This window comes from Flavobacterium algoris, assembly GCF_048158525.1.
Classification (GTDB): Bacteria; Bacteroidota; Bacteroidia; order Flavobacteriales; family Flavobacteriaceae; genus Flavobacterium; species Flavobacterium algoris.
In genome coordinates this window covers 20,653-34,576 of sequence record NZ_JBLNKT010000015.1, presented here as the reverse complement: position 1 = coordinate 34,576, position 13,924 = coordinate 20,653, and the positions used below count along the sequence as shown (strand labels likewise).

Annotated in this window: 11 protein-coding genes; 9 read left to right on the top strand and 2 right to left on the bottom strand. The window is 36.0% G+C overall.

Annotated elements, in window-relative coordinates; genetic code table 11:
* Positions 1-7: 7 nt before the first annotated feature.
* Together ACM55I_RS09430 and ACM55I_RS09425 are read right to left on the bottom strand one after the other, a co-directional pair.
* Positions 8-718, bottom strand: coding sequence for a LytR/AlgR family response regulator transcription factor (locus ACM55I_RS09430; RefSeq protein ID WP_416846566.1), 711 nt, complete (start codon positions 716-718; stop codon positions 8-10).
* The gene (locus ACM55I_RS09425) at positions 718-1,755 is read right to left on the bottom strand and encodes a sensor histidine kinase (protein ID WP_416846521.1); all 1,038 of its coding nucleotides are present in this window, start codon (positions 1,753-1,755) and stop codon (positions 718-720) included. Before ACM55I_RS09425 ends, ACM55I_RS09430 begins: the two co-directional genes overlap by 1 nt.
* A gap of 164 nt (positions 1,756-1,919) precedes the next feature.
* Between ACM55I_RS09425 and ACM55I_RS09420 the strand changes: the two genes are divergently transcribed.
* The 9 genes from ACM55I_RS09420 (at position 1,920) to ACM55I_RS09380 (ending at position 13,333) form a co-directional block, all read left to right on the top strand.
* The gene (locus tag ACM55I_RS09420; protein WP_416846520.1) at positions 1,920-3,305 is read left to right on the top strand and encodes a TolC family protein; all 1,386 of its coding nucleotides are present in this window, start codon (positions 1,920-1,922) and stop codon (positions 3,303-3,305) included.
* 10 nt (positions 3,306-3,315) lie between these two features.
* Positions 3,316-6,600, top strand: a complete 3,285-nt coding sequence (locus ACM55I_RS09415; protein WP_416846519.1) for an efflux RND transporter permease subunit — start codon at positions 3,316-3,318, stop codon at positions 6,598-6,600.
* Positions 6,590-7,672 carry an efflux RND transporter periplasmic adaptor subunit gene (locus tag ACM55I_RS09410; protein ID WP_416846518.1) on the top strand — a complete coding sequence of 361 codons (1,083 nt, stop codon included), beginning with the start codon at positions 6,590-6,592 and terminating at the stop codon, positions 7,670-7,672. The genes ACM55I_RS09415 and ACM55I_RS09410 overlap by 11 nt, the downstream gene beginning before the upstream one ends.
* A 411-nt stretch (positions 7,673-8,083) precedes the next feature.
* On the top strand, positions 8,084-9,142 hold the full coding sequence (locus tag ACM55I_RS09405) for an NAD(P)-dependent alcohol dehydrogenase (RefSeq protein WP_416846517.1): 1,059 nt from the start codon (positions 8,084-8,086) through the stop codon (positions 9,140-9,142).
* Between the two features lie 7 nt (positions 9,143-9,149).
* Positions 9,150-9,566 carry a (R)-mandelonitrile lyase gene (locus tag ACM55I_RS09400; RefSeq protein ID WP_416846516.1) on the top strand — a complete coding sequence of 139 codons (417 nt, stop codon included), beginning with the start codon at positions 9,150-9,152 and terminating at the stop codon, positions 9,564-9,566.
* 193 nt (positions 9,567-9,759) lie between these two features.
* Complete coding sequence (locus tag ACM55I_RS09395; protein WP_416846515.1) at positions 9,760-10,209, top strand: carboxymuconolactone decarboxylase family protein; 450 nt, start codon at positions 9,760-9,762, stop codon at positions 10,207-10,209.
* A gap of 114 nt (positions 10,210-10,323) precedes the next feature.
* Positions 10,324-10,662 (top strand): YciI family protein, encoded by a 339-nt coding sequence (locus ACM55I_RS09390; RefSeq protein WP_416846514.1) that lies wholly within the window; start codon positions 10,324-10,326, stop codon positions 10,660-10,662.
* Between the two features lie 63 nt (positions 10,663-10,725).
* Positions 10,726-11,970, top strand: a complete 1,245-nt coding sequence (locus ACM55I_RS09385; protein WP_416846513.1) for an RNA polymerase sigma factor — start codon at positions 10,726-10,728, stop codon at positions 11,968-11,970.
* Between the two features lie 130 nt (positions 11,971-12,100).
* Entirely contained in the window at positions 12,101-13,333 is a 1,233-nt protein-coding gene (locus ACM55I_RS09380; RefSeq protein WP_416846512.1) for an ROK family transcriptional regulator, read from the top strand.
* Positions 13,334-13,924: the final 591 nt, after the last annotated feature.

Sequence of the window (13,924 nt, the reverse complement as noted above, 5' to 3'; positions counted from 1 at the left end):
TTTTTTTTTATAAAATTATTTGATTTTTCAATCGATCAGACAATTCTCTTTTATACGTAATGCCGATAGGTAATCTTTCTTTTTTAATGATAACAAAATCTTTTTCGGTAGATTCAATTTTGTCCAATGCCACGATATACGATTTATGAACACGCATGAAATTCTTTTCGGGAAGGCATTTCTCGAATTCGGTGGTGGTAATCGAAGCTAAATATGTCTTTTTTAAAGTGTGTAATTTCACATAATTACCAAAACTTTGTGCAAATAAAAGCTGGTCTAATTCAATTTCAATAAAATAACCATCCACTTTTACACTTACCGAATTGACTATTACTTCTTCCGTTTTGATTTTACTGTTTTCTGTAGAGAAAAAACGTTCGACAGACTTTAAGAACCGAGGGAAATAGATGGGTTTCAATAAATAATCGATAACACCATAATCATAACTTTCAAGAGCAAATTCAGAATAAGCGGTTGTTAAAATCGTTTTAGGATGTGTTGGAATAATTTTCAGCAATTCTATTCCTGTAATTTCTGGCATATTGATGTCCAAAAACATTAAATCGACTTTATTATCCCGAAGGTAATCCATGGCCTCAATACCATTATACCCCTGAAAAACCAATTCTAACTGCGGGTTTTGTTTAATATAATTCACCAAAACATAATGTGCTGCTGGCTCATCATCGATAATAATACACTTTTTTGGTTCTTTCATCATACAAACTTTTTAAGTTGCAATTTCAGATCAACAATATACGTGTTTTTATCGTCTTGAATGTCTAATTTATAGTCCTCCCCGTAAATTAGCTTCAAACGTTCAATGGTATTTTTTAAACCAATTTTAGTCGAAATTACCCCTGTTTTTTTCTTCGGAATTGAATTGACAACATGCAAATGCAACAAACCGTTTTCGACAGTAACGATGATCCTGACAAAACATTTTTCGATAGCACAAGTTCCGTGCTTGAAAGCATTTTCGATAAAAGCAATCAGTAACATTGGAGATACTTTATACGCATTTTCGTTATCAATTTTACTATCGTAAGTAATGTCGCAACGATAGGAAACCCGCTCTTTTTCAAGTTGCACATAACTGTTTATAAATTCCAGTTCATCTTCAAGAGAGACGCATTGTTTGTTATTACTCTCCAGTTGGTACCGCATTAATTGCGAAACTTTCATAATCAAATCGGAGGTTCTTTCAGGGAATTCTAAACTAATTCCGTAAAGGGTATTGAAGGTATTGAATAAAAAATGAGGATTTAATTGCCCTTTAAGCGCATTCAATTGCATTTGGTTGAACAGTAACGTTTCATCGGTTTGTTTTTTATGAATTCGATAGAATTTAAAAACTATTATCGGACTCAAAATACAGACCAATGTACCCAAAACACTTGCTAATTGGTATGCATAACTCCTCTGATGCGAGTTTTGATACAAATGGCATTTACTAAACATTTCTAAAGTCGTTATTTCGTATAAAACTACCGAAAATACGATAACTGTTAATAGCGTCAGAAAGAGATACGTTACTGGTCTTTGTCCCTTAAATAATATTGGCAACAGAAAAAACCGGTTGAATTGAGCGTGCAGGTACAAAATAAAATAGAGAAAAATACCCATCAAAATGGAGGCTAAAGAACTGAATAACATCCAATCGTTTTTTAACGTAAAAAGCGTAAATGAAAAGGCAACAACAGCAATTTCTTGCCACCATTTGTTGTCCATCATATTGTCAAATTTTTTATTCATTTCTAATACTTAAATCGTTTGCAAATTAACTACAATTATTTAGTTTTAATTTCCAATAAATGACAAATTCAATTGGTCATTTATAATCGCATTACATCATTTAAGAAGCCTTATATCGGTTAAAGTGAAATAATTTTGTTCGAAAATATTTCACAATCCATTTTATGTATTTCAAAAAAATTACTTTATTATTTTTCTTGATTTTTGCTGCTACTGGTTTTTCACAAACTTTGTCTTTAAAAGAAGCTATAAAAACAGGTTTAGAAAACTATGGCTCCATAAAAGCAAAAAGCAATTACAGCAATGCTTCACGAGAGACGCTCAAACAATCCCGTCGCGATTATTTACCCAATCTTAATTTGTCAGCACAGCAAGATTATGGAACTGTCAACGGGCAAAATGGACCACTTTACGGTTTTGGAGGACTTGGGGTCGCTTCTTCCGGACTTCCGCTTCCAGAACAAAACTGGAATTCTGCTTTTGGCGCGTTGTATTTAGTCAACATGAACTGGGACTTTTTTACTTTTGGAAAAATTCAGGAGAAAGTTAATTTGGCCAAAATTGATGTTCAAAGCCGTGAAAATGATTTACTACAGGAAAAATTCCAACAGGAAATAAAAATATCAGCTGCTTATCTTAATTTATTGGCTAGTCAACGATTATTGATTTCGCAGCAAAAGAATTTAGATCGTGCAAACGTTTTCAAAAGAACAGCTGCTGCAAGAGTAAAAAACGGTTTACTTGCCGGAGTGGATTCAACATTAGCCACTGCCGAAGTTTCGAAAGCCAAAATGACTTTAAATCTGGCTAAAAATTTCGTCAAAGAACAAAACAATAAATTGGTCGATTTGATGGGCGTTGCGCCACAGGATTTTGTAACCGATACGCTTTTTGTAAATCAAATTCCAAAAGATATTTTAGTAGCTGATAAAGCTTCTGAAAGCTTACATCCTTTACTTCAATTTTACAAAACGAAGATTGATTACAGCAACCAGCAAGTCAAATTATACAAACGGTTTTATTATCCTACGATGAGCGCTTTTGGTATTTTGCAAACACGCGCTTCTGGATTTGATTCGTCCTATGCGATAGACCAAACCGCTTTTAATAAAAATTATTGGCAGGGTGTAAGTCCAGATCGCAGCAATTATTTGATTGGAGTTGGAATTACTTGGAATTTAACTACTCCGTTCCGAATAAGCAAACAAGTGAGTGCGCAAAAGTATGTTTCACAAGCTTTACAAGAAGAGTACAATCAGGCTGACAGAGAATTGCAATCGCAATTGAATTTTGCCGATGATAAAATCAAAATCACACTAGAGAATTATACCGAAGCACCGGTTCAGGTAAATGCGGCAGCTCAAGCCTATTTGCAAAAATCGACTTTATACAAAAACGGATTGACCACTTTAACCGATTTGACACAAACCTTGTTTATTTTAAATCGTGCCGAAATTGATCGTGATATCGTCAACAATAATGTATGGCAATCGTTTTTGCTAAAAGTAGCAGCCACAGGCGATTTTGACTTATTTATAAATGAATTTTAATTAAACCCATATGAATTTAATACGTTTTGCACTCCGCAAACCCATCTCCATATTGGTATTGGTTGCTGGTTTATTTTTCTTCGGAATTAGTGCCATAAGAGATATCAAGATCGATATTCTCCCTAAAATGAATTTGCCTGTAATTTACATTGCACATCCTTTTGGAGGATATACTCCGGACCAAATGGAGGCTTATTTTGCCAAAAATTATGTCAACATTCTTCCTTTTGCCAATGGCGTAAAATCAGTTGAAACCAAGAATATTCAAGGGTTGATGATTATGAAATTGACCTATTATGAAAACACCAATATGGCGCAAGCAGCTGCCGAATTGAGTGCGCTTTCGAATAGGATTCAAGCCGCATTTCCTCCCGGTACGCAACCGCCTTTTATCATTCGTTTTGATGCTTCGTCATTACCGATCGGGCAATTGGTTTTGAGCAGTAAAATCAGGTCTAACAACGAATTACAGGATTTGGCAAACGTGTATGTTCGGGCTTCTTTCACTTCGATTCCAGGTTTATTATCGCCGGCTCCCTTTGGCGGAAGCCCGAGAACCATTGAGGTGAACGTAGATCCTGATTTATTGCGTTCCCACAACATGACACCCGACCAAATTGTAGAAGCGATACGCCTCAACAATCAAACGGCTCCTTCCGGAAATGTGAGAATTGGGGATAAAAACTACATTACGCCAACTAATAATACGATTAAAGAACTTAAAGATTTTGAGAAAATTCCGTTGTTTAAAGGAAGTGTTCAAAACTTGACTCTTGGTGATGTCGCCACTGTAAAAGATGGTGCCGATATTACCGCAGGTTATGCTTTAGTAAACGGAAAACGCTCCGTTTATATTAGTATTGCCAAAGCCGGAGATGCTTCGACTTGGGATGTGGTTCAGAAATTAAAATCGGAACTGCCAAAAATTCAAAGTACACTTCCTGAAGATGTAAAATTATCCTACGAATTTGACCAATCGGTTTATGTAATCAATTCTGTTAAAAGTTTGGTTACCGAAGGAATTATCGGAGCGGTGTTAACGGGATTAATGGTTTTATTATTCCTTGGAGACAGACGTGCGGCCTTAATTGTAATCTTGACCATTCCGATTTCGATTATTTCTGGCGTTTTATTTTTGAAATTATTCGGGCAAACCATCAACTTAATGTCCTTGAGCGGATTGGCATTGGCTATCGGGATCTTAGTGGATGAAAGTACCGTAACCATTGAAAATATTCACCAACATCTCGACATGGGAAAACCCAAGGCTCTGGCCATTTGGGATGCGTGCCAAGAAATTGCTTTACCAAAATTATTGATTTTACTTTGTATCCTTGCCGTTTTTGCGCCTGCTTTTACAATGGTTGGAATTCCTGGAGCACTGTTTTTACCTTTAGCATTGGCGATTGGATTTTCAATGGTAATTTCGTTTTTATTATCCCAAACTTTTGTACCCGTTATGGCGAATTGGTTGATGAAAGAACATCCAAAAACGGAACACAAACCAAGCATTACAGATGATGAAGCCGAGTTTAATGCTTCTGGATTAACGCCTGAATCGGAGAAAGATTTGATCAGTCAGAAAAAAGTAATGATTGAAAGAGATGATTTTAATGGAGATGGAAAAATAAGCGTTTTTGAAAGATTCAGAATCCGATTTATGAAAACCCTAGACCGTCTTTTTCCCTACAAAAAAGCCGCTACTTTGGGGTATCTTGTCGGAATTACACTGCTTGCACTGGTGTTTATTACTTTTATTGGAAAAGATGTTTTCCCAAAAGTAAATTCGAGTCAATTTCAGCTTAGAATGCGCGCTCCCGACGGAACACGTTTAGAACGCACCGAAGAAAAAGTGATTTTAGTCCTGAAAGAATTAAACAAAATGGTTGGCAAGGAGCATATCGGAATTTCATCGGTATATGTGGGACAACACCCTTCTTTATTCTCCATTAATCCAATCTATTTATTCATGGCGGGTTCGCATGAAGCCGTTTTCCAAGTAAGTTTGAAAGATTATGAAGCCGATATGGATGATTTTAAAGATGCTCTTAGAGCTCGAATTAAAAAAATTCTTCCTGATGTAAAAGTCACTTTTGAACCTATTGAGCTTACGGATAAAGTCTTGAGTCAAGGATCGCCAACGCCAATTGAGATTCGAATTGCCGGAAAAGACAAAAAACGAAATGAAGCTTACGCCAATCAAATTGTCGGGAAACTTCAGAAAATATCGTATTTCAGAGATGTACAAATTGGGCAACCGATTCATTATCCTGCGATGAATATCGAAATTGACCGAACACGCGCTGCCGAATTAGGTGTGGATATGAATGATATTTCGCGCTCGTTAATTGCTTCCACCTCTTCTTCCAGATATACAGAGAAAAACACGTGGATAGATGAAAAAACAGGTTTATCGGTTGCAGTACAGGTACAGGTTCCTTTGAATAAAATGAAAAGCAAAACAGATATGGGTGAAATTCCGGTATTGAAAAACTCGTTACGTCCTGTTTTAAGTGATGTCGCCAAAATTACACCTGGATTTGTAAGCGGTGAAAATGACAATTTAGGAGCCATGCCATACATTACAGTTACCGCTAACATCTACCAAACCGATTTAGGTACGGCTACAACAGATGTTGCTAAAACGATAGATTCATTAGGTGAACTGCCACGTGGTTTATTCATCGAACCTATTGGTTTGAGTAAAGTATTGAGCGAAACATTAAGCAGTTTACAAGTCGGATTGTTAGTTGCCATCTTTGTAATCTTCTTAATGTTGGCTGCTAATTTTCAATCGTTCAAAGTTTCATTAGTCATTTTAACCACGGTTCCTGCGGTAGTTTTAGGGGCGCTATTAATGTTAACGATTACGGGTTCTACCTTAAACTTACAATCGTATATGGGAATTATCATGTCTGTGGGAGTTTCGATTGCGAATGCTGTTTTATTGGTTACCAATGCCGAGCAATTGCGAAAAATAAATGGGAATGCATTAGAATCGGCACGAGAAGCCGCAGCGTTACGTCTTCGTCCCATTATTATGACCAGTGTGGCTATGATTGCGGGAATGTTACCTATGGCGATTGGTCATGGCGAAGGAGGCGACCAAGTTTCTCCATTAGGAAGAGCCGTTATTGGCGGATTATTATTTTCGACCTTTGCCGTATTGCTAATATTGCCTTTAATTTTTGCTTGGGCACAAGAAAAAACAGGTACACAATCTATTTCTTTGGATCCTGAAGACGAAGAAAGCATCCATTATATCTCATCATTAAAATCACAAAATGAAAAATAAAATACTACAATCGACCGCGCTATTTTTTGTAGCCCTATTTTTTCTAAGCAGTTGCAATTCGAATAAAAAAGAAGCTCCTGTTGCAGAAATAGAACCTAAAATGGAAACCTTTGCTTTAGCAAAAGCGAAACTGACCACCGACTTGCGTTTACCGGCCGAATTATCCGGTTTTAGCCAAGTGGATTTATTTGCTAAAGTGAATAGTTATGTAAAAACACTAAAAGTAGATATTGGTTCTGATGTAAAACAAGGACAACTCCTTATTGAACTAGAAGCTCCAGAGATCAGTTCGCAACTAGCTGGAGCGGAGTCGCGCCTGCATTCACAGGAAGCTATTTATGCTGCCAGCAACGGGACGTATCAACGGTTGCTTGAAACCAGTAAAGTAGAGGGAACGATTTCTAAAAATGATTTAGAATTGGCTTTATCCAAAAAAAATTCAGACTATGCCCAATTAGCTGCGGCCCGAGCTGGACAGAGGGAAATCAAGATAATGCAAAATTATTTACACATACGAGCTCCATTTAATGGTAAAGTAACCGCACGTAATGTCAATACGGGTGCCTATGTGGGACAAGGAGCTCAAGTTCCGCTTCTCACGATACAAGACCAAAAGAAACTTCGTTTATCGGTATCGATACCTGAGGCGTACACAGGTTACCTGAAAGTAGGTCAGGTAATTAGTTTTAATGTAGTGTCTTTACGAGGTGAAATGTTTCAGGCTAAAATCAGCAGAATGTCTGGAGCGCTAGACCTCAAACTGCGTTCCGAACGTGTGGAATTGGATGTGATAAATTCCGACGGAAAATTACTTCCTGGAATGGTTGCTGAAGTGCTTCTACCCCTTAATAGCAAAAAAGAAACTTTTGTAGTCCCTAAATCGGCCGTTGTGAATAGTGCTGAAGGGATCTATTTGATAAAAGTAGTCAACAAAAAAGCGCAACTCATTAAAGTAAGCCTTGGACTTGAAGCAGATGACCAAATCGAAGTTTTTAGTGATTCATTAGAACAAAATGATATTTTGATTAGCAAACCAAACGAGGAGATTAAGGATGGCTCCGATATCAAATAGTTCCTGTTTTTTCAACAACAAATGACTTTCCTGCAAGGTTTCAAAAACCTTGTAGGTATGGCTTTTAAATTTAAATCCCTATAAAATCAAAAAAAGACCTTGCGGTAAAAATCAGTCAACCGCAACTATATAATTAATCAATTACAAAAGAAGAATTAAACTCCAGTTCATAGCCTATATTTATGCAAATTATATCCTATTTTTGTGTGTTTTTTGCGTGAGTGATGGCAGTGGAGCTCTTTTTTCTTTATCAATTGCCACGGGTTTAAACCCGTGGCAATTGATAAAGAAAAAAAGCGGGAACGTACAGCGCGACCCAAAGTTTTTACGAAGGGTCACGCCCAAATAAAAGGGTATTATTGGGCAAGCAGAAAAAAATTAAATACAATAACAACTTTAAAATTTAATCGAATGGAAACAACAAATGTAAAAGCTTACGGTACAGTAGCAGCGGATGCCGCTTTAAAACAAATGAATATCGAACGCAGAAACATTACGGCAAAAGATATTGAAATCGAAATTTTGTATTGCGGAGTTTGTCACTCTGATCTACACACGGCCAGAAATGACTGGGAAAATACGATCTATCCTGCTGTTCCTGGTCACGAAATTGTGGGAAAAGTGACCAAAGTAGGAAACGAAGTTACTAAACTAAAAGTTGGTGATTTTGCTGCAGTAGGGTGTTTGGTAGATTCTTGTAAGACCTGCGATAATTGCAAGCAAGATTTGGAACAATACTGCTCTAACGGTTGGGTTGGTACCTATAATGGAGAAGACAAGCATTTAGGCGGAATGACTTTTGGGGGCTATTCTGAAAAAATTGTGGTTGACGAAGCCTACGTTTTAAAAGTGCCTGCTAATCTTGACTTGGCTGCTACAGCACCTTTATTATGTGCTGGAATTACCACTTGGTCCCCTCTTCGCCACTGGAAGGTTGGAAAAGGGAGCAAAGTTGCCGTTGTAGGTTTAGGAGGATTAGGACATATGGCCATAAAGCTAGCCAAAGGTTTAGGTGCAGAAGTTACCCTTTTTTCAAGATCAGCTAATAAAGAAAAAGACGCTTTCGAATTGGGTGCAGATGCCGTAATTATCTCGACTGACGAAAATCAAATGAGTGCTGCAAGCGGAAAATTTGATTTAATCATTGACACCGTTCCTTATGTTCATGATGTAAATCCTTATGTAGGAACTTTAAATACTAACGGAACATTGGTTTTGGTAGGATATTTAGGTGGTTTAGAACCTATTTTAAATACGGTACCGATGATAATGGGAAGAAAATCTGTTGCAGGATCTTTAATTGGTGGAATTGCCGAAACTCAGGAAATGCTTGACTTTTGTGGGGAACACAATATTGTATCTGAAATTGAAATTATTAAAATACAGGACATCAACGAAGCGTATGAAAGAATGCTCAAAAGTGATGTTCGCTACCGTTTTGTAATTGATATGGCATCGCTTAAAAGCTAGATAAATTATGAACTCAACAGCTAAAAGCGAACAGCATCCAATTTTTCCCCAAGGTGATAAAGCAAATCCTGATTATTTTACGGGAAATGCCTGGGTTAAATTATTAGTGACTGAAAATGAGTTTAATAGTGTAATCGGAAACGTAATTTTTGAAGCGGGAGCCAGAAACAATTGGCACACCCATCCGGGAGGTCAAATCCTCATTGTAACTGATGGGATTGGCTACTATCAGGAAAAAGGCAAGCCAATTCAATTGATTCAAAGAGGCGATGTGATTAAAATACCCGCTGATGTTAAACATTGGCACGGTGCTGCAATTGATAGTCCGTTAACTCATATCGCCATTACCGCTGTTACTCCTAAAGGAGCAGTCGATTGGCTGGAAAGAGTAACGGATGAGGAATACAACAGTTACAAACAATAAGAACATTTTTAATTCAACAAAAGCCTGTAAATAGTATGATTTACAGGCTTTTTTGTTTTTATTAGACTCCCTAGAAGTACCAAAAAATAATAAACATCAATCAAAAAAAAACAATTTTTATTTTTTTTAAAAAATTTTGTCCAATTACGAAAGTTCAATTGTCATTAGGGTATAACATTTAAAATTTAATACAATGGAAACTAGAATTAATGTATTCGAAAAAGGACAAAAAGCGGTAAGCACATTATTTGGAATTAGCGGTTATTTAAAAAAATCTTCAATCGAAAAACAACTTTTGGAATTAGTCGATTTCAGGGTATCACAGATCAACAGCTGTGCTTATTGTTTAGACATGCATGCTAAAGAAGCCCGTGCAATAGGAGAAACCGAACAACGTCTTTACGGTTTAAGCGCATGGCGTGAGGCACCTTATTACACCCAACGCGAAAGAGCCGCATTGGCTTGGGCAGAAGCGTTAACAGCTTGCACTGTTCCTGACGAAATTTACAATGAGGTTAAAAAAGAATTTTCAGATGATGAAATGATTGATCTTACTCTAGCTGTTACCTCCATTAATACTTGGAACCGCATCAATCTGGCATTTCCGAATACTCCTGGGACTTACAAAGTGGGGCAATTTTAATAAATGAAAAATTGGATTTTTTTTATACATTGTGAATGTATTTATAAATTAATGTAAAATAGTTCCTTTAAAATAAAAGATCGATAAACAGTACCAACTTTAAAATTTAAAAAAATGAATGAGTTTTTATTAATTTTTCGCAGGGATTATGCAACCAAAGAAGTTCAACCTTCACCAGAGGAGTTGCAGCAGCACTTAAAGCAATGGCAGGAATGGTTTGGTAGCCTTGCTGCTCAGGACAAGCTTGCGAGACCTTTACAACGCTGGGATGGACAAGGAAAAATTGTAACCAATACCAAAAGTATTACGAATGGTCCATATGCCGAAATTAAAGAATCTATTGGTGGCTTGATTATAATTAAGGTAAAAGATTATGACGAAGCAGTTCATATCGCAAAAGACTGCCCGATAATTCAACTTGGTGGAAATGTAGAAATCAGAATGGCTATTTAAGAATAGTTAGATACTAGTTAAAAATGCCTTTGTATCTTTACAGAGGCATTTTATTTGCTCTATATGGACAATCAAGAACTTATACCGCGATTATTTAGAACAGAATATCAAAAAATAGTTTCGGTCCTCTGCCGTTTGTTTGGTATTCAGCATATTGAGATTGCCGAAGATATTGTTAGCGATACATTTCTTGCTGCTACGGAAACATGGAGTATTAACGACGTGCCAGAAAACCCAACTGCCTGGCTCTACACGGTGGCCAAAAACAAAACCAAGAATTATTTTAAACGAAATTCCGTTTTTGAACAGAAAATTGTCACTGAAATAAAATACAATTCCGCTATAAATCTAGAAGAAATTGAGATTGACCTCTCCGACAAAAATATTGCGGACAGTCAGCTGGCCATGCTATTTACGATCTGTAATCCCTGTAACGCTAACGAAGCACAGATTGCCCTTGCACTTAACTTGCTTTGCGGTTTTGGAATAAATGAAATCTCCGATGCATTCCTAACAAGCAAAGAGGTCATCTATAAAAGAATTAACCGGGCCAAAGAAAAGTTGAAAGAAGAAAATATCAAAATTCAACAGCCAACCGCATTTGAAGTAAAAAATAGACTAGACAATGTTTTAAAGACGATTTACCTACTTTTTTCGGAAGGCTACTACTCTACTTCGCAAAACACCACTTTGCGTCAGGAATTTTGTACAGAAGCGATGCGTCTTGCGTATTTATTAACCCAGAATCAAGCGACAAACCTTCCCGCGACAAACGCTCTCATGGCATTGATATGCTTCCACTCGTCCAGATTTGAAGCCAGAACAAATGAAAATGACGAGATTATTTTATATCAGGACCAAGATGAAACCCTCTGGAATAAGGAATTAATTGATAGGGGAACCTATTTCCTAAGTAAGTCTTCAACAGGAAATACGCTTTCAAAATACCACCTAGAGGCAGGTATCGCCTATTGGCATACGCAAAAAAAAGACACCACCGAGAAATGGGAACACATATTGGAATTATACAACAATTTGATCATTCTGGAGTACTCTCCTATTGTAGCCTTAAACAGAACGTATGCCTTATCCAAAATAAAAGGAAAAGAAGAAGCAATCTTTGAAGCCGAAAAGCTTAACCTGAAAGACAACCATTTTTACTATTCTCTATTGGGCAATCTCTATACTGACTATGACAATAAAAAGGCGCTGCAAAATTTTCAAACAGCATTAAGCATGGCCAAATCAGTATCTGATAAGAAAATTATTCTCAAAAATATTGATCGCATAAATGCTAATAAAATATAACCCATTGGGAACAATCATAGTGAACAAATAATCAAATTTAATGCTGAAATAAGATTTAAACCATTGTGTAAAAAAAATTATAGTAAGTTTGTAAATCAATCCCATTGCATTTTTTTAAAAAGTAACAATAATGAGTTTAAAAGATTTATTAGACAGTAGTAAAGACAAAAGCCTTTCTGGACAAAAATGGCATATGCTAAGACAAGCAATCGTAAAACGATTATTGTCTGCCGGTAATGCTACAATAGCAGAATTAAGCTCTGAACTACAATCTAGTGTTCCAACGGTAACTAAAGCCGTTAACGAATTATTACCGGAAGGCTATGTGGTCGATTTGGGAAAAATTACCAATAGCGGTGGAAGGCGACCTTCATTATATAGTATCAATCCAACTTGCGCTTACTTTTTAGGGGTCGAAGTGAGTATTGCTAATATGTCTATTGGCTTACAAAACATTAAAAACGAATTTGTCAGTATTGAATTAGGAACTTCCTTTATTTTAGAAAATACACAAGAGTCACTTTTGGAATTTTGTAATCTGATAAATTCATTTATAGAAGATAGTTCTGTCGAAAAAAAGATGATTGTGGGTGTTTGCATCAACTTTTCAGGACGTATCAATTCGATGGAAGGATTTAGCTATAATTATTTCTTTAGCGAAAATAGACCTTTAACAGAAATTATTTCAGAACAATTGGACATGCCGGTTCATTTAGAAAATGACACCAGAGCAATGACATTTGGTGAATATAGTGAAGGTGTTGTTGATGACGAACAGAATATAATATTTCTTAATTACAGTTGGGGTGTCGCTATAGGAATGATCACTGACGGTAAACTGTATTATGGAAAATCGGGTTACTCTGGGGAATTTGGCCACAGTACGATCTTCGATAATGGAATTATGTGCCAGTGTGGTAAACTTGGATGTCTGGAGACTGAAATTTCAGGTTGGTCCTTAGTAAACCAATTCAAAGCGGCTCTAAAAGAGGGAAAAGAATCCAAAGTAGTTCTTGATGAAAATTCTCCTGCTTTGCAACACCATACCATTATTGCCGGAGCTTTTAATCTAGAGGATACTTTATGTGTTGATTTGGTAACCAAGCAGAGTGAAAAAATGGGACGCTATTTGTCTATTCTACTCAACATCTTTAATCCTGATTTATTAGTGATTGGTGGTGATTTCGCACAATTAGGCGATTATACGCTATTACCTATTCAGTCTGCATTAAAAAAATATTCATTAGGTTTGGTTAACCGGGACATGAAACTTAAAAAATCGACTTTAGGTCGTCGCGCTGGTGTTATTGGGGCTTGTTGTGTTATAAAAGAAAAGATGTTATCCCCATTAATCAATAACTAAAATTACTTATAAATTTTAATTATTAAAATAATTTAATAAGTATATTGTATTTATTAAATTTATTTATATATTTACAACGTGATAATAAATAACGCGGAAAAAATATATTTAAAATCGTTTTTTACTCTATTTTTTACTTTCTCTCCTACAAGGAATCAATAAAAAAACTTTAGTTCAAGAGAAAAATCCGCACACAATTACTTATTACAGAAAGAGATTTTATCTTTTTAGAGTACTAATCGCTACACCTATTTTGACTGTGCTATTTTCAATTGAAATTATTTTTTTCTAATGGTAAAGATTGCCCATAAAAACTAAAACAAGGATTCAAATTCTAAAATACAAGTGACGATTTTAGATTACTAACATAAAAAAATAACAAAATTGGGAATGCCCTTTTTTATAAAATATTGATTTGTTATCCATAAAAAAAGCCAGCACATGCTGTAAACATTGCTGGCTGGTTCTTCGTAAAAGAACTATGGTTGGAAAACAAATAAATAAACCAAGAAGGAAGAATTATTATTAACTAACCATTACAAAAGTATGTATTTATTACCAAAAAGCAAGCCGAAAAATTATTGGCTGACC